This is a genomic window from Sphingorhabdus sp., from assembly GCF_044338195.1.
Lineage (GTDB): Bacteria > Pseudomonadota > Alphaproteobacteria > Sphingomonadales > Sphingomonadaceae > Sphingorhabdus_B.
The window spans coordinates 1-19806 of sequence record NZ_JBIIMC010000036.1 but is presented as its reverse complement, the minus strand read 5'-3'; the positions used below and the strand labels follow the sequence as shown (position 1 = coordinate 19806).

Here is a 19806-nt window from a genome sequence, read left to right as displayed (position 1 = left end):
TGGTCTGGACGAACCGTTTCTTCAGCGATTTCGCGCAAAGCCACAACGGGGTTTTTATCGCGATCACGATCAACAGTCAGTTCAGCACCACCAGAGATTTCACGCGCGCGTTCTGCGGCGAGTAATACGAGGTCAAACCGGTTGGTGACCTTGTCGATGCAATCTTCAACAGTAACGCGTGCCATCTTGGCTCCTGATTCTTCGGAATTTCGGGAAGTTGCTCGCGCCTAAAGACAACCAGCGAAAATGTCAATGAAAAGGGCAGGCAGCTTGCCGTAGCCTGCGCAAAGCGGTAACTTGGCTTATGGCAACGCAATCAGGCACCCCCGGGTTTCCCGGAAAGCAGTTTCAGGTTGCTGGCCATCAGCTCCATCTGGTGCATGCCCCGAACGACAGGCTTGATGCGGTGTTACGCCTGATCGCGTTGGCGGAACACTCCATCCAGATGTTTTTCTATATGTTTGCCGACGATTCGGTTGGACGCGACGTCCGGACGGCGTTGGTCGAGGCGGCAAAACGCGGTGTGCAGGTACAGCTGATCATCGATAGCTTTGGCTCTGCCGCGATTAGCGACCGTTTCTTTGACGAACTGACCGATGCGGGCGGGAGATATCATTGCTTCAGCACCCGCAAGGGCTTGGGCTATATCATCCGCAATCATCAAAAAATCCTCATCGCCGATGGCACGCACGCGCTCGTGGGCGGATTCAACATCACCGATCAATATTTCGGGCGATCCGGCGATGCGGATTGGGAAGATTTGGGCATCATTATAACCGGTCCGGAAGTGCCGCGTCTGGCGCGCTATTTCGACGAAATGGCAGGTGCATCGGCAGGCGGAAAGGTGCGCTATCGTAAAATCCGTTCGATTATCCAGCAATGGCGTCCGGGCATCGGCGAAATCCAATGGCTGTTGGGCGGACCGACAAATCGCATCTCGCCATGGGCGCTTACGTTCAAACGGTCTTTGGAGGTTGGAAAAAGGTTCGACATTGCGTCGGCCTATTTTTCGCCATCGCAAACGATATTGCGCCGATTGGCGAAGGTATCGAAACACAACAAAGGATCGCGCCTCGTCATGGCCGGCAAAACAGACAATGGGGCCACCATTGCCGCAGCACGGCTGCTGTACCGTTACCTGCTGCGGCGTCGTACGAAGATTTACGAATTCCAGCCGCGCCGCCTGCACATGAAGCTGATGGTCATTGATGATGCGGTGTATATTGGCTCGGCCAATCTCGACGTCCGCAGCATGTTCATCAATCTTGAGATCATGGTGCGCATAAAGGATGATGCGCTGGCGCTGTATATGCGCACGTTAATCGACGGGCTGGTTGCCCAATCCGAAGAACAAACGCCTGTCTTGTTAAAAGCGCGCGACAATATTTGGAGCCGGTTCAAGGCTGCAATTGCATATTTCCTCGTAAATTCGGTGGACTATAGCATTGGCCGGCGGATCAAGTTCAGCCTGCTGCGCAACCGGTAAACTTTCTTTCGAGCCCCAGAATTGGGCTCCCTCTATGCAAACCCATTCATCAATAATCTGCTCTGCCGCGCTTGCATTGTCGGACATATCGGTCCTAATGCCTTGGTCATGGCAAAGCTTCCCCGAGGAACAATCTCAGTGATTTTCGTGGCGCAGCGGACCGATGCTGACGCTGTGGGCTATGCAGACGCAGCCGCGATGATGGAAACGCTGGCTACGCAACAGGAGGGGTATATCGCCATGGATTCAGTGCGGGGGTCAGACGGGCTTGGCATAACCGTCAGCTATTGGGCAGATGAAGCCAGCGCGAAAGCATGGCGCGATCACCCCGAGCACTTCGCGATCCGAAATGCGGGACGCGATCTTTGGTACAGCGATTACAGCCTGCATGTCGCAGAAGTCACACGCAGCTATGATTGGAAAAAGCCATGAGTGCAGTTCAGGCCATACCCAACAGCCGCGTCGTTATACTCTTCCTCGTCATGCTTGTGGCCGCTGCGGGCAATACGGCGATGCAGTCTGCATTGCCTGCCATCGCAAGCGAACTCGATATGCCCGACGTGTTGGTCAGCCTCGCGTTTAGCTGGTCTGCACTTTTATGGGTCATCACCGCCCCCAAATGGGCGCGCTTGTCCGACCGTCGGGGCCGCAAGCAATTGATGAGTGTCGGCATCATTGGCTTCATCTCGTCAATGGGCCTTTGCGGGCTGGTGTTGTGGCTTGGACTTGCCGGCCTAATCGGCCCAGTCGTCACATTCATACTCTTTGCGATCTTCCGCAGCCTTTATGGCGGTTTCGGTTCCGCCGCCCCGCCCGCTGTTCAGGCTTATGTTGCCGCACGAACCGAACGCGCGGAGCGGACGAAGGCATTGTCCATGCTTGCATCGTCGTTCGGCGTGGGCACCGTCATTGGCCCGGCGACCGCGCATTATCTGTTGTTCCCGCCCTTTGGACTGGCCGGACCGTTGATCATGTTTGCGATATTTGGCGTCGCTGTCCTGATCGCTTTGCATGTGCTGTTGCCGAACGACACGCCGCGCTTTGCCGCACGCGGTTCGGTTGCAGCCTATCCCAATTCTGCGTCGATGAACGCGCTCGATACCGAAGACGTCGATGGCGAAGCGCTGGGCTCCTTACCCGATGAAGAAGTTCGCTTGCCATGGCGCGATGAAAGAATGGCGTCGTGGCTTATTGCGGGCCTCATTGGCGGGCACGCGCAGGCAATCATCCTTGGCGTCGTCGGCTTCCTCGTCCGCGATCGCCTTGGGCTGCATGATCGCCCTTGGGAAGCGGTGCAGGCCAGTGGCTCCGTCATGCTCATTGGCGCGATGGCGACGTTATTGGCGCAATGGGGCCTCATCCCGATCTTGTCCCTCGCCGCACGCAGTTCCGTGCTTTGGGGTTCGATACTTGCGCTGATTGGCACCATATTAACCGGCGTTAGCCACGATTTTTACGGCATCAGCACAGGCTTTGCGATTGCGTCTTTGGGCTTTGGGCTGTTCCGGCCGGGATTTACCGCAGGTGCCTCATTGGCTGTCAGGCGGCATGAGCAAGGCGATGTCGCCGGCAAAATCGCCTCGATCAATGGCGCAGCCTATATTTTCGCCCCAGCAGTCGGCGTCGCCCTTTTGAGCTGGTGGGAGCCAGCAACCTTCATCCTCATCTCTGCCTCATTGGTTTTTCTGATCATTTGGGGCAGGCGGGCGTTGATTGTTCCCGACGAAGCTTAGGGCGCTGGCCGCATCATTGTTAGATCACTACATTATGACGTTTCGCAAGCTCGACTAACAGAGGCAGATTTGACGCCAAAAAAAAGGGCCGACCGAAGTCGACCCTGAAAAAGTCTTTAGGAGAGGATGCCTATAAGGCTTGTCCCCTATCGCGAGTTTTCATTTTTTGTGCAAGTGCGAACAGTGCAATAGCAGTTGCATATCCTGCAACTGCTATTTATAAGAACATCATGAATTCCGCGGCATTTGCACGATCGCAGAATCAAGTCACTTTTGTTGCAGTGCGACAAAACGGGGAGATCATATGCGCAGATTGCCACCATTACGGTCATTGGAAGCCTTTTTGCGCGTCGCCAAATTGGGTTCGGCCAAAGCCGCGGCCAGTGAACTGGCTCTGTCACCTCCTGCCTTAAGCCGCCGCATTAAGGCGCTGGAAGATTTTATCGGCAAATCGCTGTTCGACCGCCGCGCTCAAGCCATGGTCATTAACGCCGATGGCGAAACCTTGCTGGCTGCTGTCGAGCCCGCGATGGATGCGATGGCCGAAGCGGTTGAAGAGCTTGCCGGACGTGGCGGCGAATATCGCCTGCGCCTCGGCTTGCTTCCGCTTTTCGGTTCACAGCGCCTCATCCCGCGCCTCCCCGAACTGCGCAAAGCGTTCCCGAAATTGCATATCGACGTTGATACCTCTGGCCATGCGGAAAATCTGTTGGGCGATGTGATTGATGCCGCGATTATCATCGCTGCCGAGGTTGACCCAAAACTCTACAGCGTCCGTCTCGACCGTAACCTTGTCTATGCGATCGCTTCGGAACAATGGGCCAAAGAACATAATGTGCAAAAGCCCGAGGACTTGGCCAAACATACGATCATGGTCCACAGCGACATGCCCATGATATTCGATGCCTGGCGTCAGGCCATGGGTGTACCCCGCTTAAAGCCCGCCGCCATTGATAGTTTGGATAGTGGCGCGCTCATGCTTGAAGCTGCCGCCAATGGGCTGGGCGTCGCGATCATGCACGGAAGCCATTTTTCGGACGCGCGTGATCCACGCCTAACGCGTCTTTTCGATACAGAGGTTGAAAGTCCCTATAGCTACTGGTTCGTGTGTCGCCCGCGCGCGCTGAAGCAGCGCGCCGTCAAGATTTTCCACGACTGGTTGTTAAAGGCCGGCGTATAAAATCGATAGCGCGAACACTTGACCCGTCGCCCGCCCCGCGTCATTGCAGTGTGATGACTGACGACGTTGCTGAATTGAACTTCGAACAGGCGCTGCGCGCGCTTGAAGATATCGTCCACAAGCTGGAAAGCGGTGAAGCGCCGCTTGATGAATCCATTGCATTATATGAACGCGGCAACACGCTGCGGGCGCTGTGCCAGCAACGGCTTGATATGGCGAAGGCCCGGATTGAAGCGATTACGCTTGGCCCTGACGGTGCGCCAACGGGCACCACATCGTTCGACGCGGGATGAATGTGATGTCGGAGCTATCGACATCTTCGCTGCTTCAAGATGCGCTGACCAGCATTGCAGCAGATGTTGACCAAGAATTCGACACGCTGCTGACATTACCCGGGGACGCACGCGACCGTTTATATGCAGCCATGCGGCATGCAACGATTGGCGGCGGCAAGCGTCTTCGTCCGTTGCTGGTAACGGCCACCGCAGCCTTGTTCAACGTCGAGCGCAAAACGGCTTTGCGCGTGGGTACGGCGGTTGAAGCCATTCACGTCTATTCGCTAGTGCATGACGACCTGCCCTGCATGGACGATGATGATTTGCGCCGTGGCAAGCCCACCGTGCATCGCGCATTTGACGAAGCGACGGCGGTTTTGGCCGGTGACTCGCTGCATGCGCTCGCTTTTGAAATCTTGGCCAATCCAGATACCCATAGCGACCCATTTGTGCGTGGCGAGCTGGTGTCAACGCTGGCGCTGGCCAGTGGCCCTGAAGGCATGGCGGGTGGCCAGATGATGGACATTGAGGCGGAGAACGCATCGTTTGATTTGCAAACGGTGATGCGCCTGCAGGCGCTGAAAACCGGCGCGCTTATTGCGGCCAGTGTCGAAATGGGGGCCATTTTGGGCCATATCCCACCCGAAGGCCGCGCGCATTTGCGGGGCTATGCCCGCGACATTGGCCTCGCCTTTCAAATTGCCGATGACATTTTGGATGTCGAGGGCGACCCCGAATTGGCTGGCAAGGCGCTTCAGAAAGATGCCGAGGCAGGCAAGGGCACATTTGTGTCACTGATGGGGCTTGATCGCGCCAAGCAACAGGCTGAAATGCTGGTCCAGCAAGCCAATGACTATCTATCAAGCTATGGCGCAGAGGCGGATTTGTTGCGCGCCATTGCAAATTATATCACGGAAAGAGATCGCTGATGACCCACCGGATTGGCGTATATCCCGGAACTTTTGACCCCATCACCTTGGGCCACATGGATATCATCCGGCGCAGCGCAAAGCTTGTCGATGAGCTCATCATTGGCGTGACCACCAACGCGTCGAAATCGCCGATGTTTGCCGATGAAGAGCGTATTGCGATGGTCGAACGTGAAGTGGCGACAATTGGCGCGGATCATATCCGCGTTGTCGGGTTCAATTCACTGCTGATGGACTTTGCCGAAGCACATGGCGCAAGCACGGTCATTCGCGGCATTCGCGGCGTCACTGATTTCGAATATGAATATCAACTCACAGGTATGAACCGCCAGCTGAATGACCGCGTAGAAACGCTGTTCCTGATGGCAGATGTCTCGCTTCAGCCCATCGCCTCTCGGTTGGTGAAGGAAATCGCCATATATGGTGGCGAAATTGGCAAGTTTGTGACGCCTACGATCCGCGACGAAGTTGTCGCGCGCGTTCAACTATTGGGCGGCAAGGCAAGCTAACTACGCGCCTGCGCGTTACATCGTCTTACGCCGCTTGCGTTCCTTAGGCGCCGGCAGCTCAAGATATTCCTCAGGCACATATATCGCATAAGTTGCCAAGCGGATCTCGTGCACGAATTGAAACAGGCAAGCCGACAATAGCGCCAGTGCTAGCATGAATACGGCCACAGCGATCCATGCTGCGGAAATATTGGTGAGCCCCATAACGAACAAGACAACGATCATGATGCACACCGAAATCGCGGACAAAACCGCGCACAATATCGATCTTCCCACCACACGCATGCGCTTTTCAATGATGCGCAGTTCGGTAACGACCCGTTGATGCGCTTTCCCGTCGGTGTCCGCATATTGCCGCTGCAGATCGCGTGACCGGTCAACAATGCGCGATAGTCGGCCCGTGAGGACATTGAGCAGGCTGCCTACCGCAACCAGCAAAAATGCGGGGGTCAGTGCCGTCTGCAGAACGGAAATGACCGCCGCCAAATCTGGGCCAAATTTACCGTCCATTTTGCAAATCTGCCGCCAATGTCCGCAAATCGGTTTTCAGCAACTTACCGATATGGCTGCGGGGCATTTCGTCGATTGGGTATAGCACCGAAATGCGTTGGGTTTTGCCAAGCTGCCCATTCACCCGTTCCAAGATAGCGTCGGGCGTGCTGCTGGCGTCGGGATGCAGCCGCACAAAGCCAACCGGCGTCTCGCCCCACGCATCGGATGGCATGCCTACCACGGCAGCCTCAGCAACCTCCGCTTGCGCCTCCAGCAGCTCTTCCAGATCTTTGGGGTAAATATTGAACCCGCCCGAGATGATCATATCCTTCGCGCGTCCGACGATGGAGACAAAGCCGTCTTCATCAACGATCCCGATGTCTCCGGTTTTCAGCCAGATATTGCCATCCTCATCGCGCCATTCCATCTCGCGCGTTTTTTCAGGCTGGTTCTTATAGCCGGACATCATGGTGGGTGACCGGCCGGTCAAAACGCCTTTTGATCCAGCAGGCAGGCGATTGTCGTCGTCATCAAGGACGATCAGTTCATGGCCCGTCACGGGCTGCCCCACAGTGTGCAGCTTGTCGGGGAAATTATGCGCCTGCAACATGCAGACGACGCCGCCCTCCGTCATGCCATAAATTTCAATAAGCCCGCCGGGCCAGCGTTTGACGACATCGGCCTTTAACTCCGCCGGGAATGGCGCGCTGGTGCAAAATTTGATGATGAAATGCGAAAGATCGTATTGTGCAAAACCATCATGCGCCATGAGCCGCTGATATTGGACGGGCACCAGCATGGTATGCGTCGTCCGGTCGGCCTGCGCATGGTCAAGATAGCCGGTGACATCAAATTTATCCATGATCCGGGCAAATCCACCATGGCACATGGTCGGCAGGAACACAGCGAGCGTCGTGTTTGAATATAAGGGCGTGGAAACCAGCGAACGGCTGTCACGACTGTAAATGGATTTGAAACCGCCTGCCATCTGGTGCCAGCGCATGGCGTGCGAATGGATGATGCCCTTTGGCGTGCCTGTCGTTCCGCTCGAATAAATGATGTTGAACGGGTCAGTCGGCGCAGGTGCGGCTGCTGCAAATGTCGCACTCTCTTCGGCCATCCAAGCGTCAAGGCTTGGGTGCGCTGCGTCGCCATTATCCAATATGACAATGCGTACATCGCCCAAGTCTATACCGCCGAGCTCAGCCAGCTTTGCCGCATCGACGAAGAGATGCATCGCCCCTGAGTCGCGCAACATTGCAGACAATTGCGCCGGCGTAGCCGATGTCGTCAGCGGCGCAGCGCAGCCACCTGCACGCACTGCGGCCAAATAGACCAATGCGTAATTGATGTTGCTCATGCCCAAAATGGCAACCGCCTGACCATGCTGAAGACCATCGCGCTGAAGCTGGGCTGCAATGCGGGACGTCGACTGCGCAACTTGGCTCCAAGAAACCGTGGTAAACTTGTCTGCGAGCGCTGGCGCGTCGGGCTTTTCTATACCCCAAGCACCGATGAGAGCGCCAAAGTCACCAAAGCTCTTTTCCAGTTCAGTCTCGATATTCATTACGTTTTGTGCCTATCCCTTAGATGCGCATCTGATGATTTAGCGCGATATCGAAAACTTTCACCGCTTAATTTTTCGTCGCAGGCCGCCACCCAAAAACGCAACAGGCGACAGGCGCAAAAGATTGTGGAAAAATAGCCCTTTATCGCCGCTTTTCCTTGGGCTTTTCGGCCTTGGGGCCTATAGTCCACAGATGACAGATCAAATCCCGGAAAACTCCGAAAATAACCCGTCTGCGGACAGCGCAGCCAACCCAAATCAGAACGAATATGGTGCCGACAGCATCAAGGTTCTCAAGGGCCTAGACGCGGTTCGCAAGCGGCCGGGAATGTATATCGGCGATACGGATGACGGCAGCGGCTTGCACCACATGGTGTTCGAAGTATCGGACAACGCGATCGACGAAGCGCTCGCCGGACATTGCGATCTGGTGCTGATCGAATTGAATGCCGACGGATCGGTATCGGTCGAAGATAACGGCCGCGGCATCCCGACGGGCATGCACAAGGAAGAAGGCGTTTCCGCAGCTGAGGTCATCATGACTCAACTGCACGCCGGCGGTAAGTTTGAGAACACGTCGGACGACAACGCGTACAAGGTATCGGGCGGTTTGCACGGCGTCGGTGTGTCCGTCGTCAATGCACTGTCTGAGTTCTTGGAGCTCACCATCTGGCGCGAAGGCAAAGAGCATTGGATGCGCTTTGAACATGGCGACGCCGTTGCGCCATTGATCGTTCGTGGCGATGCCCCTGTGGCCGATGGTAAACCCAAAAAGGGTACGCGCGTCACCTTCATGGCGTCGACCGAGACTTTCAAAAATGTGCTCGAATTTGATTTTGACAAGCTTGAACATCGGTATCGCGAACTGGCGTTTCTAAACTCTGGCGTCCGCATTCTGCTGCGCGACAACCGCCATTCCGAAGTCAAAGAACATGACCTCTATTATGAGGGCGGCATTGGCGCGTTCGTTAAATATCTGGACCGCAACAAAACGGCGTTGCTTGCCGATCCGATTGCGATTTCGTCACACCGTGACGGCATCGGCATCGATGTCGCGCTGGAATGGAACGACAGCTATTACGAAAACGTCTTATGCTTCACCAACAACATTCCGCAGCGCGATGGCGGCACCCACTTGGCGGCATTCCGCTCGGCACTGACACGCACGCTGAACAACTATGCCGAAAAATCGGGCGTGTTGAAAAAGGAAAAGGTCACGCTGACTGGCGATGACATGCGCGAAGGCCTGACCGCGATTGTGTCGGTGAAATTGCCTGATCCGAAATTCTCGTCGCAGACCAAGGACAAGTTGGTGTCATCCGAAGTGCGCCAGCCGCTGGAAAGCCTGATGGCCGACCGGATGAGCGAGTGGCTTGAAGAAAATCCCGCCCATGCGCGCACCGTGATCCAAAAGGTCATCGATGCCGCCGCCGCCCGCGAAGCCGCACGTAAGGCGCGCGAGGCCAGCCGCAAATCGGTGATGAGCGTTGCGTCTCTGCCCGGCAAGCTGGCTGATTGTCAGGAAAAAGATCCCGCCAAATCCGAACTGTTCCTGGTCGAAGGCGACTCCGCAGGTGGTTCGGCAAAGCAGGGTCGCGACCGCCATTATCAGGCGATTTTGCCGCTCAAGGGTAAAATCCTGAACGTCGAGCGCGCGCGTTTTGACCGGATGCTTTCGTCCAAGGAAGTGGGCACGCTCATTCAAGCCATGGGCACAGGCATTGGCCGCGAAGATTTCAACATTGAAAAGCTGCGCTATCACAAGATTGTGATCATGACCGACGCTGACGTCGACGGGTCACATATCCGCACATTGTTGCTGACATTCTTCTATCGCCAGATGCCCGAGATTATCGAAAATGGTCATCTCTTCATCGCGCAGCCGCCTTTGTACAAGGTCGCAAAGGGCCGCAGCGAGATTTACGTTAAGGACGACAAGGCGCTCGACGACCATCTCGCCGAGCTTGGTCTTGGCGGCGTTGTGCTTGAAGGTGCCGGCGGACAACGTGCGGGTGCCGATTTGGGCGCATTGGTCGATCATGCACGCCGTATGCGCAGCCTGATGGCATTTGTGCCGCGCCGCTACGACCCCACAATAGTCGAGGCCATGGCGCTAACCGGCGCGCTTGACCCCGAAGCAACCGACCGCGCTTCTGCGGTGGCCAAGGCGGCCGCATGGATGGGCGCGCAGGATGTTGAGGGCAAATGGTCCGGCCGCGTATCCGAAGACGGTGGCTATCACTTCGCACGCCTATGGCGCGGTGTAACCGATCACCACATTATCGACGCGGCATTCCTAATGTCGGCAGAAGCGCGCAAGCTGCACAAGCTCGCCAGCGAAGAAACCGCTAGTTACGAAACCCCTGCTCGATTGGTGAAGGTCACTGCCGCTGCAGCAGCAGATGCCGCCGAAGACATCGAAGCAGATAGCGACGCAGAAGCCGCTGACGCCGTTGGCGACCAAGCCAAGCGCGCGACGACCGCGGTCAGTGTGGGCAATAAAGGCGCGATCACGCGTCCATCGGAATTGCTTGAGGCCATACTCGCCGCCGGCCGAAAGGGCCTATCGATTTCGCGCTACAAGGGTCTTGGCGAAATGAATGCGGAGCAATTGTGGGAAACGACACTTGACCCTAATCACCGGTCGCTGCTCCGTGTCGAAATTGACCAGGCCGACTTGGCGGACGATATCTTCACCAAGCTGATGGGCGAAGTTGTTGAGCCACGGCGTGATTTCATCGTCGAAAACGCGCTCAACGTCGCCAATCTGGACGTTTGAACGCAAAGCCTGTGCACATTATCGCTTCGACAATTGGAAGCGTGCGGCGTTTATTGTAGCCCGCACGCCTCGGGGGGAATATCATGCACAAACGTCACTATCTTGCGCTCGCGCTCATCGCCTTGCCGGTTTTGGTGCAGGCGGGCGACAGCCGTGTCGACATCGGCACGGGATTGGCCAGCTATTATGGCGCTGAACTCAGCGGCAATCGCACGGCCAGTGGGGAGCGTTTTGATCCAAATGCGATGACGGCGGCGCACCGGACCTTATCCTTTGGCACAAGGGTGGTGGTCACCAATCTGGCCAATGGTCAGGAAGTTATCGTACGGGTGAACGACCGCGGCCCGTGGAGCAAATCACGCATCATCGATATATCTTATGCCGCGGCCAAACAGATCGGCATGCACCGCAGCGGGACCGCAAAAGTTAAGCTCGAGCGGCTCGATTAACCAAGCGCAGCGCGCTGCCAGTCTGGCAGAACAAGCGCCGCCAAATCTTCGACGCGGCGATACTCCACCGATATATCCAGTTCCGGATAGACGCAGCGCTGGCGGCTCTCGTCGGCTTGCGCCAACGGGACGACCACCAGCCGTCGATTGACCTTCTGCCGCCAGTTCATGCGCGCAGTATTCTCCTGCCCGACATAGCAGCCCTTGGTGAAGGAAACCCCGTTCAATTCCGCGGCGTTGGCCTCTAGCCACAAAGTCTGTTCGCTACCCAGTTCATTTACGCCCTCAGTGATGCCCAGCCCAAGCCGATGCGCGCGATAGTCGGCGCTCACATCGACATCATCGTCCGCCAGGGCGGCCAGCCAGCGTGTCCCGAGCTTCGCATGGCGTGGGTCTGAACTGCCGTCGCTTTTCCAGAAAACGCCGCATGCCGGATCAATGGCAATGGCGATTTTCCGGCGTAACCGATACATGGACAGGCGGCGGACCAATGCGTCTGCTTGCGTGCCTTCGCAGTCGATAAGCACATCGCCGCCATCTGCCCAAAGGATGAAATCGAACAGCGCCTTTCCCTGTGGGCTCAGCAAGCCCGCCCATAAGGGCATTTCTGCCGCGGTATCTTGCGTCACTAGACCCTGCAAAAATTGGCGCGCGTCCTCTCCCGGCTCGGTGGGCGACAGACGGATAACGCTACGGTCGAATAGACGGGTGTTTGGCATAGGTGACAGATAGGGGGAGAGGCGCTTAAAGGGAAGCCATGACCGACCAGATGATTCTTTCCATCCGCCGCCCTGATGATTGGCATCTCCATTTTCGCGACGGTGCAGCGATGCGCAGCGTGGTGCCTTTTACAGCAAAACAGTTTGCGCGTGCGATTGTCATGCCCAATCTGTCGCCACCAGTCACGACGGTTGAAGGGGGCGCCGCCTATCGTGACCGGATTTTGGCAGCGGTGCCCGAAGGCGTCACGTTCACGCCGCTTATGACGGCCTATCTTACCGACGTAAGTGACGGGAATGAACTGGCGCGCGGTCACGCCGAAGGTGTGTTTACAGCGGCAAAGCTATACCCTGCGCATGCCACCACCGGCAGCGCGCACGGTGTCACCAGCGTAACCAACATCATGCCCGCGCTTGAGCATATGGCGCGGATCGGGATGCCATTGCTGATCCATGGCGAAGTCACAGACTCGCATGTCGATATCTTTGACCGTGAGGCTGTGTTCATTGAACGGACGCTGTCGACGCTGGTCCGCGATCTGCCTGAGCTGAAGATCGTGTTTGAACATATCACCACCGCTGATGCCGTTGCTTTTGTAGATGCCAGCGGTCCCAATGTCGGGGCGACCATCACGCCGCAACATTTGCACATCAACCGCAACGCCATGTTTGCAGGCGGCATCCGTCCGCATGCGTACTGTCTGCCGGTTGCCAAACGTGAGGTGCACCGGCTTGCGCTTCGCAAGGCTGCGACATCGGGCAGCGAAAAATATTTCCTCGGCACCGACAGCGCGCCGCACGACAAATCTGCCAAGGAAAGCGCCTGCGGGTGCGCGGGTATCTTCAACGCGCCCTTCGCATTGGAAAGCTACGCCGCCGTCTTTGAAGAAGAAGGCGCGCTGGACAGATTTGAAGCCTTTGCTTCGGAAAATGGCCCGCGTTTCTATGGCCTGCCGTTGAACGAGGAGCGCATAATATTGGAACGCACCGATATCGTCGTGCCCGAGCTGCTTACGCTTGAAGGGCTTGATGTCGTTCCGTTCCACGCAGGGGAAACATTGCGCTGGCGTCTGAAAGCTTAAGCTTTTGATGCCCTGTAGGTTTTAATCGCGTCGGCACAGAAAATCGCGATACTGAACCAGATCAGGATGAAGCACGCCAGCTTGGTCGTGCTCAACGGCTCACCGTACACGAACACACCCAGCAGGAAAGCAATGGACGGTGCCGTATATTGCACAAAGCCCAGGCTGGTATAGCTCATCCGGCGGGCGGCGGTCGCGAACATCAGCAACGGGATGGCGGTGACCGCACCTGCCAATATCAAAAGCCCCGACGTCGTCACATCATCGCCAAATCCGCCGCCGCCAACTTGCGCGAAATAGAGTACCGCGCCCAAGGCCAGCGGCGCGAGCAACGTCGTCTCTGTTGCAAGGCCGGGCACAGAGCCAACGGGCGTAATCTTGCGGATAAGGCCGTAGAGGCCAAAGCTTAAAGCGAGCGATATCGATACCCACAAGGTATCGAGCGCATCACCGATGAGGATCGCAACGCCAACGGCGACCATCTGAAGCGGCCGCAATCGCTCACCTAAAAACAGACGCCCCAGCAGGACGTTCACCAAGGGGTTGAGATAATAGCCAAGGCTCGCGGCCAAAATATGGTCCGTGGAGACGGCCCAAATGTAGATCAGCCAGTTAATGGCGACCAACGTGGCAGAGGCGAGCAAATTGCGCAAATGCGCCTTATGGCGAAAAATGGCGGCATATTCGCCAAGCTGTTTGCGAAAGGCCATAATGACCAGCAGCAGCGGAATGGACCACAAGACGCGCTGCGCAACGACCGCGATTGGCGAGACATGGCTCAGCAGCTTGAAATAAACCGGGACGAAGCCCCAGATGAGATATGCCGACAGGGCATAAGGCAGGCCACTTGGCTGCGCGGTTTCAGATTTGTCGGTCATATGTTTTGCTAAGCCTTCGCGCGGGGATCAAATGATCCCGCCGCCTATCCAGAGGCGCAGCGCGCAAATAGCTATCACGACCAAGCAGAAGTTGCGGCCGCTGTCCTTTTCAGACGCGAAGCCAAAGGCCGCGCCGACGCCAGCGATCAAAATAATGAGCCAGTTCAGCCATCCCAGCAACGGGATGAACCCGATAATAGCCAGCAAGAGCGCAATCAGGCCAAACAGAAATGCGAGGATATTTGCCATCAGGCGACTGTGGCGGGTTTTTAGGATTGTGGCAAGCACAGCCAGCCGCCCCAATCAGTCCCGCGCGTATCGCGGCACCGAAATGAAAAGAGGCTCAGCCTGTCACCAGACTGAGCCTCATTATACCCACGCACCTGTGAACATTCAGCGCCACTGTTCCAATCCGCGATAGTTGATGTCGACCACGCGGCCACGCTCTACAAAGCAGGTGAAGCGACCTTTGTCGTAACCGCGCTGATACGCGTTGCCGCCAAATCGGTCATTGCCGTAATGGTTATTGTCATACCGGCCACGTCCGCCGTCTTGAACAACGACATTGCCTTGGACCCGATAGCCAAAACGTGTCCGTTCGATGCTGCGCACTTGCGTGACGTCTGAACGGCTGTAGCCATTGGCCCAACGTTCAACGCTGGCGACGCACTGGTTTACCGCGGCGCGGCCGCCGCCGTTGCGATTGTCGTAATTATAGCCTGCACGGTTGTCATCATAGCGATCGTCATAACCGCGGCGATCGTTGCGGCCTTTGTTGCCGCTGGAAAGCACAGCGGCAAGACCACCGAGCACCACCGCGCCGGCAATAATTTCGCCAGCACTTATGCTATCACGGTCGCGGTCGCGGTTGCGGTCATAGCGATCACGCGCTTGGGCGGGAACGGTTACACTCACCAAAGCTGCTGCAGCAGCTCCCGCGCCAAGCAAAGTTTTGGTCATGAAATTCATCTTCGTTCTCCTTGAACCGGTCCAGTCATTCTGTGCCGATGGAGAGCGAATAGGCGATTCGGGTTGACCGGATGCTGAATTGACTTGTCAGCATCCGTTCATCTAAATTGCCATTTTGATGAACAATTATTCGGTGAGGGTCAGCCCCGTCCATTTGGCGAGAAACGCATAAATGTCCGAATATTCGTCAATAACCTTATCGGTCGGCTTGCCTGAACCATGGCCTGCACGGCTTTCGATGCGGATGATCTTCGGCTTGTTGCCGGTTTCTGCAGCTTGCAAGGCGGAGATATATTTGAAGCTATGGCCCGGAACCACACGGTCGTCGGTATCGGCGGTCGAGACGATGACCGCTGGATATTCGACCCCCGATTTGATGTTGTGATAGGGGGAGTAGGTCATCTGCATTTTAAAGTCGGCTTCCTTGCTGGGGTAGCCATAATCATCGACCCAATAACGGCCAGCGGTAAACCGGTCGAAGCGGACCATATCCATCACGCCCACTGCGGCATGGCCTGCCGCGAACAGGTCAGGACGCTGGTTCACAACGGCACCAATCAGCAGTCCGCCATTGGACCGCCCTTCGATGGCAATCTTGCCCTTGGCCGAAACGCCGCTGGAAATCAGATATTCCGCTGCGGCAGCAAAATCGTCAAAGACATTTTGTTTGTTCATCAAACGACCGGCGTCATGCCACGGCTTCCCATATTCGCCGCCGCCACGAATATTGGCGAGGGCGAAGACGCCGCCCGATTGCAGCCAAGCCATGCGCGTTGCCGAATAAGTCGGCGTCTGCGAAATGTTGAACCCGCCATAGGAATAGAGCAATGTCGGCGCGCCCTTCGTCAGATCGAGATCTTTTTTGTGCACGACGAACATCGGGATCTTCGTGCCATCCTTCGACGGGTAAAACACTTGTTCGACCGAGAAGTCGGCTGGGTTAAAGCTTAGCTTCGGCTGCGCGAAGGGCGCCGAAGCACCGGTCTTGCTGTCAAAGCGATACACGGCGCCGGGCTGATTAAAGCTGGAGAAACCGTAAAATGTCTCTGGATCACCCGGCGTTCCTGAAAAGCCACTGGCCGTCCCAATCGCGCTCAGCTTGATTTCCTGCACGGGCTGGCCTGCGAGGTCGGTCATCAGCGCCATCGATTTGGCATCTTTGATATATGACAGGATCAGCCGGTCGCCGACGATCTGCGCGCGCGATAGGGTTTCCGCACGCTCCGCAATGACATCGGTAAATACGGGCGTCTTGGCACCCAGATCCACCTTAACAACCTTAAGCTTTGCCGCGTCCTTGTTGGTGGTGAACCACAAAGTGTTGCCCATGCCTTCGATCAGGCCCCAATCATGCTCCAGACCCGTCACGAGCGGTTGCGGTTGCCATGTTGGCTTTTTGCCAAGTGGCATCACGTGCAGTTCATATTTCTCATCGGTTCCGGACGACGTCGTAATGACCGCCCATTTGCCGTCATGCGTCACTTGCGCACTATGCCCATATTCGGGCTTGTCCGGCGTTGCGTATATCGCCTTGTCTTCCGACTGGGGCGTACCGATTTTGTGGTAATAGATCGTCTGGTTATAATTCAGCTGCTGGAATGCGGCGCCTTCTTTTGGCTCTGCAAAGCGCGAGTATAAAAACCCGTCATTGCCCACCCAGCTTATGTTGGTGAATTTCGCCCAGTTGATTTCGTCCGCGAGCACCTTGCCGGTCACAGTGTCGATGACTTTAATCGTCCGCCAGTCGGAGCCCCCGTCCTGAACAGCATAAGCAAGCAACTTGCCATTTTTCGATGGCACCCAGCTATCGAGCGCAGTGGCGCCGTCTTTTGCCCATAGATTGGGGTCGATCAAAATACGGTCCGCACCGGTCAGGCCCTTGCGCACATATAAGACCGACTGGTTTTGCAAGCCGTCATTCTTTGTGAAGAAATAATAGCCACCGGCTTTTTCAGGAAGGCCAAAGCGCTCATAATCGAAAAGCTTTTTCATGCGCTCGGCGAGTATCTTCTTGCCGGGCAAGGTTTCCAGATAGGCGTCGGTGACGGCATTCTGCGCCTTCACCCATTCGGCGACTTCAGGATTGACGCGCACATCGTCTTCCAGCCAGCGATAGGGATCAGCAACCTTCACACCAAATTGCTCATCAACGACATTGACGGTTTTGGTCTGCGGATAGGTCAGTTTGACTGCGACATCGGCGGTGGCTGAATCTGCGGCCATGGCGACCGACGAAATCGGTGCCATCATGAAGGCTGCACCAACCAAAAATACACTTCGCATATTATCATTTCCCCAACTCTCAAAATCTCTGTCATCCGACTATAGCGTCCACGCGTGAACGCCAACTATTCCTGCCGTCGCCCGCAAGAATATTTCGCATTTTCGTCGAAATCATGCGCCCCGCTGCCGCTGCGCCAGACATCGTTCATGCGTTGAACGGGCGATCTCATGAAAGAAGCTGACCCTATCGATAACAAGAACCCCAAAAACGAAAAAGGGCGGCACCCTCTCGGATACCGCCCTTTTGAAACTCTTAAAGCAAGACGTGCTTATTCAGCGTCGTCCAATACTTCAACTGGGCCGCTGTCCTGACCCTTGGCGTCGACATTGCGGTCAACGAGTTCAATGACGCCCATTGGCGCAGCATCGGAACCACGGAAGCCAGCCTTGATCACGCGGCTGTAACCACCGCTGCGGTCGGCATAGCGCGTTGCCAGTTCGTCAAACAACTTTACCAGCTGCTTGTCGTCCATCAAACGGCTCATCGCGAGACGACGGTTGGACAAGCCACCCTTCTTCGCAAGCGTAATCAGCTTTTCGATGTAAGGACGCAGTTCCTTCGCCTTTGGCAAAGTCGTCTTGATCTGTTCGTGCTTGATAAGCGACGCCGCCATGTTGCGAAGCATCGCGGTACGGTGCGACGTTGTACGTTGCAGCTTACGGTGGCCAACTTTATGGCGCATAATTCATTCCTTTCTTGCCGACCCTTCCGGGCGGGAGGTGCGAAGCAGACCAAAGGTCAACCCGGTTCCCACTTTCCCTGAAGGGATCGGTTGTTCGTAGGGGGGCCGTATCAGGTACCCCGATCCTGGCCGTTTAAGGGCGGCCATTTCCCTTTTGGTTGGGCCGAAGCGCTGCCTCGGCCCAATATTCTTTAGCCGAGCAGTTCTTGCTCAAGCTTCTTTGCCATCTCTTCGATGTTTTCTGGCGGCCATCCGGGGATGTCCATGCCAAGGCGCAAGCCCATCGACGAGAGCACTTCCTTGATTTCGTTCAGCGACTTGCGACCGAAATTAGGCGTACGCAGCATTTCGGCTTCGCTCTTTTGAACGAGGTCGCCGATGTAGATGATGTTGTCGTTCTTGAGGCAGTTTGCGCTGCGAACCGACAATTCCAATTCGTCGACCTTCTTGAGAAGGTAACGGTTGAGCTGGTTTGCATCCGATTCTTCCGAAGAAGCTGATGGTGCAGCCATGCCAATCATTGGCGACGATGCAGACATCGAATCTTCGAAGTGGACGAACACTTGCAACTGGTCCTGAAGGATGCGTGCGGCATACGCCACGGCGTCTTCTGGCGTTACGGTGCCGTCGGTTTCGATGGTCAGCGACAACTTGTCATAGTCAAGTTCTTGACCGATGCGTGCATTGTCCACCTTGTACGCAACCTGACGTACAGGCGAATACAGGCTGTCGACCGGGATGAGACCGATTGGCGCATCCGCTGGACGGTTGGCGACTGCAGGAACATAACCCTTACCGATGTCGGCAGTGATTTCCATGTTCAGCGTCGCGCCATCGTCGAGATGACAGATGACGAGATCAGGGTTCATCACTTGGATGTCGCCCGAAACAGCGATGTCACCAGCGGTTACCGCGCCGGGGCCAGTTGCCGAAAGCTGAAGACGCTTTGGACCTTCGCCCTCCATCTTCAACGCAACTTGCTTGATGTTCAGAACGATGTCGGTGACATCTTCACGAACGCCGGCGAGTGACGAGAATTCGTGCAACACATTTTCGATTTTGATCGATGTAATCGCTGCGCCCTGCAGCGATGAAAGCAATACGCGACGCAGCGCATTGCCGAGAGTCAAACCAAAGCCACGCTCCAGCGGCTCTGCAACAAAAGTTGCCTTACGCTTCGCATCGCTACCTGACTTGAGTTCAAGTGCGTTGGGCTTTTTCAGTTCCTGCCAGTTCTTAATATTGACGGACATGGATTTCCCCTTGGGTTTTGCGGGACCGGCAATTTGGTGCACCGTGCCGGTTCGCGGGTAAAAGAAGGAACGACTGAACAGCCGTCCCTGAAACGAATGCTTAGACGCGCCGACGCTTGGAAGGACGAACGCCGTTGTGCGGGATCGATGTCACGTCACGGATCGAGGTGATGGTGAAACCCACTGCCTGCAATGCGCGAAGTGCCGATTCACGACCCGAACCGGGGCCCTTAACTTCGACTTCAAGCGTGCGAACGCCGTGTTCAGCAGCCTTCTTGCCTGCGTCTTCCGCTGCAACCTGTGCGGCGTAAGGCGTCGACTTGCGGCTGCCCTTGAAACCCATGGTTCCTGCGGATGACCAGCTGATCGCGTTGCCCTGGGCATCGGTGATCGTGATCATTGTGTTGTTGAAGCTGGCATTGACGTGCGCGACGCCTGCCGAAATATTTTTACGCTCCCGCTTTTTAATGCGTTGTGGTTCGCGTGCCATATAATGTGTATCCTATTCGAAAATGCGAAGAAAAAATAATCAGGCGAAAG

At 56.1% G+C, this 19806-nt stretch carries 21 protein-coding genes; 10 read left to right on the top strand and 11 right to left on the bottom strand.

Going from position 1 to position 19806, the window contains the following annotated elements:
- The coding region (gene rpoZ, locus ACIQZK_RS09310) for a DNA-directed RNA polymerase subunit omega (protein WP_397575884.1) at positions 1-185 on the bottom strand (185 nt) is incomplete at its 3' end.
- A gap of 119 nt (positions 186-304) precedes the next feature.
- Between rpoZ and ACIQZK_RS09305 the strand changes: the two genes are divergently transcribed.
- From ACIQZK_RS09305 to coaD, 7 genes are all read left to right on the top strand, one after another.
- On the top strand, positions 305-1486 hold the full coding sequence (locus tag ACIQZK_RS09305) for a phosphatidylserine/phosphatidylglycerophosphate/cardiolipin synthase family protein (RefSeq protein ID WP_397575883.1): 1182 nt from the start codon (positions 305-307) through the stop codon (positions 1484-1486).
- A 108-nt stretch (positions 1487-1594) separates the two neighbouring features.
- A complete protein-coding gene (locus tag ACIQZK_RS09300) occupies positions 1595-1918 on the top strand; it encodes an antibiotic biosynthesis monooxygenase family protein (RefSeq protein ID WP_395635130.1) in 324 nt (107 codons plus the stop codon).
- Positions 1915-3219, top strand: a complete 1305-nt coding sequence (locus ACIQZK_RS09295) for an MFS transporter (RefSeq protein ID WP_397575882.1) — start codon at positions 1915-1917, stop codon at positions 3217-3219. The genes ACIQZK_RS09300 and ACIQZK_RS09295 overlap by 4 nt, the downstream gene beginning before the upstream one ends.
- Before the next feature lie 304 nt (positions 3220-3523).
- Positions 3524-4399 (top strand): LysR substrate-binding domain-containing protein, encoded by an 876-nt coding sequence (locus ACIQZK_RS09290; protein WP_397575881.1) that lies wholly within the window; start codon positions 3524-3526, stop codon positions 4397-4399.
- A gap of 53 nt (positions 4400-4452) precedes the next feature.
- Complete coding sequence (locus ACIQZK_RS09285) at positions 4453-4692, top strand: exodeoxyribonuclease VII small subunit (RefSeq protein ID WP_333569375.1); 240 nt, start codon at positions 4453-4455, stop codon at positions 4690-4692.
- A gap of 5 nt (positions 4693-4697) precedes the next feature.
- Entirely contained in the window at positions 4698-5603 is a 906-nt protein-coding gene (locus ACIQZK_RS09280; RefSeq protein WP_397575880.1) for a polyprenyl synthetase family protein, read from the top strand.
- Complete coding sequence (gene coaD / locus ACIQZK_RS09275; protein ID WP_397575885.1) at positions 5600-6112, top strand: pantetheine-phosphate adenylyltransferase; 513 nt, start codon at positions 5600-5602, stop codon at positions 6110-6112. Before ACIQZK_RS09280 ends, coaD begins: the two co-directional genes overlap by 4 nt.
- Before the next feature lie 15 nt (positions 6113-6127).
- Here the strand turns inward: coaD and ACIQZK_RS09270 are convergent, their stop codons facing one another.
- Both ACIQZK_RS09270 and ACIQZK_RS09265 read right to left on the bottom strand, forming a co-directional pair.
- On the bottom strand, positions 6128-6622 hold the full coding sequence (locus tag ACIQZK_RS09270) for a DUF2721 domain-containing protein (RefSeq protein ID WP_397575879.1): 495 nt from the start codon (positions 6620-6622) through the stop codon (positions 6128-6130).
- A complete protein-coding gene (locus ACIQZK_RS09265) occupies positions 6612-8171 on the bottom strand; it encodes a class I adenylate-forming enzyme family protein (protein WP_397575878.1) in 1560 nt (519 codons plus the stop codon). The genes ACIQZK_RS09270 and ACIQZK_RS09265 overlap by 11 nt, the downstream gene beginning before the upstream one ends.
- Before the next feature lie 193 nt (positions 8172-8364).
- Here ACIQZK_RS09265 and gyrB point away from each other — a divergent pair, with 193 nt between their 5' ends.
- Both gyrB and ACIQZK_RS09255 read left to right on the top strand, forming a co-directional pair.
- Positions 8365-10950 (top strand): DNA topoisomerase (ATP-hydrolyzing) subunit B, encoded by a 2586-nt coding sequence (gyrB, locus tag ACIQZK_RS09260; RefSeq protein ID WP_397575877.1) that lies wholly within the window; start codon positions 8365-8367, stop codon positions 10948-10950.
- 83 nt (positions 10951-11033) lie between these two features.
- The gene (locus ACIQZK_RS09255) at positions 11034-11399 is read left to right on the top strand and encodes a septal ring lytic transglycosylase RlpA family protein (protein WP_397575876.1); all 366 of its coding nucleotides are present in this window, start codon (positions 11034-11036) and stop codon (positions 11397-11399) included.
- On the opposite strand, the gene ACIQZK_RS09250 is transcribed toward ACIQZK_RS09255, so the two are convergent.
- Entirely contained in the window at positions 11396-12118 is a 723-nt protein-coding gene (locus ACIQZK_RS09250; RefSeq protein WP_397575875.1) for a YgfZ/GcvT domain-containing protein, read from the bottom strand. The two genes, ACIQZK_RS09255 and ACIQZK_RS09250, sit on opposite strands and share 4 nt — an antisense overlap.
- Positions 12119-12156: 38 nt before the next feature.
- On the opposite strand from ACIQZK_RS09250, the gene pyrC reads away from it, so the two are divergent.
- Positions 12157-13200, top strand: a complete 1044-nt coding sequence (gene pyrC, locus ACIQZK_RS09245) for a dihydroorotase (RefSeq protein ID WP_397575874.1) — start codon at positions 12157-12159, stop codon at positions 13198-13200.
- Here the strand turns inward: pyrC and rarD are convergent.
- The 7 genes from rarD to rpsK all read right to left on the bottom strand — a co-directional run bounded on the left by rarD (position 13197) and on the right by rpsK (position 19756).
- Entirely contained in the window at positions 13197-14078 is an 882-nt protein-coding gene (rarD, locus tag ACIQZK_RS09240) for an EamA family transporter RarD (protein ID WP_397575873.1), read from the bottom strand. The two genes, pyrC and rarD, sit on opposite strands and share 4 nt — an antisense overlap.
- Positions 14079-14105: 27 nt before the next feature.
- On the bottom strand, positions 14106-14327 hold the full coding sequence (locus tag ACIQZK_RS09235) for a hypothetical protein (RefSeq protein WP_183941941.1): 222 nt from the start codon (positions 14325-14327) through the stop codon (positions 14106-14108).
- Positions 14328-14471: 144 nt separating this feature from the next.
- A complete protein-coding gene (locus ACIQZK_RS09230; RefSeq protein WP_397575872.1) occupies positions 14472-15047 on the bottom strand; it encodes a hypothetical protein in 576 nt (191 codons plus the stop codon).
- A gap of 126 nt (positions 15048-15173) precedes the next feature.
- On the bottom strand, positions 15174-17330 hold the full coding sequence (locus ACIQZK_RS09225; RefSeq protein WP_397575871.1) for a prolyl oligopeptidase family protein: 2157 nt from the start codon (positions 17328-17330) through the stop codon (positions 15174-15176).
- Between the two features lie 269 nt (positions 17331-17599).
- Entirely contained in the window at positions 17600-18013 is a 414-nt protein-coding gene (rplQ, locus tag ACIQZK_RS09220; protein ID WP_183941945.1) for a 50S ribosomal protein L17, read from the bottom strand.
- A gap of 191 nt (positions 18014-18204) precedes the next feature.
- Positions 18205-19266, bottom strand: coding sequence for a DNA-directed RNA polymerase subunit alpha (locus ACIQZK_RS09215; protein WP_183941946.1), 1062 nt, complete (start codon positions 19264-19266; stop codon positions 18205-18207).
- Positions 19267-19366: 100 nt separating this feature from the next.
- The gene (gene rpsK, locus ACIQZK_RS09210) at positions 19367-19756 is read right to left on the bottom strand and encodes a 30S ribosomal protein S11 (RefSeq protein ID WP_125229604.1); all 390 of its coding nucleotides are present in this window, start codon (positions 19754-19756) and stop codon (positions 19367-19369) included.
- Between the last annotated feature and the right edge of the window lie 50 nt (positions 19757-19806).

Bases quoted from the DNA above. Each gene is read 5' to 3' on its own strand.
- ACIQZK_RS09305 (WP_397575883.1), top strand. From the start codon at position 305: ATGGCAACGCAATCAGGCACCCCCGGGTTTCCCGGAAAGCAGTTTCAG.
- ACIQZK_RS09300 (WP_395635130.1), top strand. From the start codon at position 1,595: ATGGCAAAGCTTCCCCGAGGAACAATCTCAGTGATTTTCGTGGCGCAG.
- ACIQZK_RS09295 (WP_397575882.1), top strand. From the start codon at position 1,915: ATGAGTGCAGTTCAGGCCATACCCAACAGCCGCGTCGTTATACTCTTC.
- ACIQZK_RS09290 (WP_397575881.1), top strand. From the start codon at position 3,524: ATGCGCAGATTGCCACCATTACGGTCATTGGAAGCCTTTTTGCGCGTC.
- ACIQZK_RS09285 (WP_333569375.1), top strand. From the start codon at position 4,453: ATGACTGACGACGTTGCTGAATTGAACTTCGAACAGGCGCTGCGCGCG.
- ACIQZK_RS09280 (WP_397575880.1), top strand. From the start codon at position 4,698: ATGTCGGAGCTATCGACATCTTCGCTGCTTCAAGATGCGCTGACCAGC.
- ACIQZK_RS09270 (WP_397575879.1), bottom strand. From the start codon at position 6,622: ATGGACGGTAAATTTGGCCCAGATTTGGCGGCGGTCATTTCCGTTCTG.
- ACIQZK_RS09265 (WP_397575878.1), bottom strand. From the start codon at position 8,171: ATGAATATCGAGACTGAACTGGAAAAGAGCTTTGGTGACTTTGGCGCT.
- gyrB (WP_397575877.1), top strand. From the start codon at position 8,365: ATGACAGATCAAATCCCGGAAAACTCCGAAAATAACCCGTCTGCGGAC.
- ACIQZK_RS09255 (WP_397575876.1), top strand. From the start codon at position 11,034: ATGCACAAACGTCACTATCTTGCGCTCGCGCTCATCGCCTTGCCGGTT.
- ACIQZK_RS09250 (WP_397575875.1), bottom strand. From the start codon at position 12,118: ATGCCAAACACCCGTCTATTCGACCGTAGCGTTATCCGTCTGTCGCCC.
- pyrC (WP_397575874.1), top strand. From the start codon at position 12,157: ATGACCGACCAGATGATTCTTTCCATCCGCCGCCCTGATGATTGGCAT.
- rarD (WP_397575873.1), bottom strand. From the start codon at position 14,078: ATGACCGACAAATCTGAAACCGCGCAGCCAAGTGGCCTGCCTTATGCC.
- ACIQZK_RS09235 (WP_183941941.1), bottom strand. From the start codon at position 14,327: ATGGCAAATATCCTCGCATTTCTGTTTGGCCTGATTGCGCTCTTGCTG.
- ACIQZK_RS09230 (WP_397575872.1), bottom strand. From the start codon at position 15,047: ATGAATTTCATGACCAAAACTTTGCTTGGCGCGGGAGCTGCTGCAGCA.
- ACIQZK_RS09225 (WP_397575871.1), bottom strand. From the start codon at position 17,330: ATGCGAAGTGTATTTTTGGTTGGTGCAGCCTTCATGATGGCACCGATT.
- rplQ (WP_183941945.1), bottom strand. From the start codon at position 18,013: ATGCGCCATAAAGTTGGCCACCGTAAGCTGCAACGTACAACGTCGCAC.
- ACIQZK_RS09215 (WP_183941946.1), bottom strand. From the start codon at position 19,266: ATGTCCGTCAATATTAAGAACTGGCAGGAACTGAAAAAGCCCAACGCA.
- rpsK (WP_125229604.1), bottom strand. From the start codon at position 19,756: ATGGCACGCGAACCACAACGCATTAAAAAGCGGGAGCGTAAAAATATT.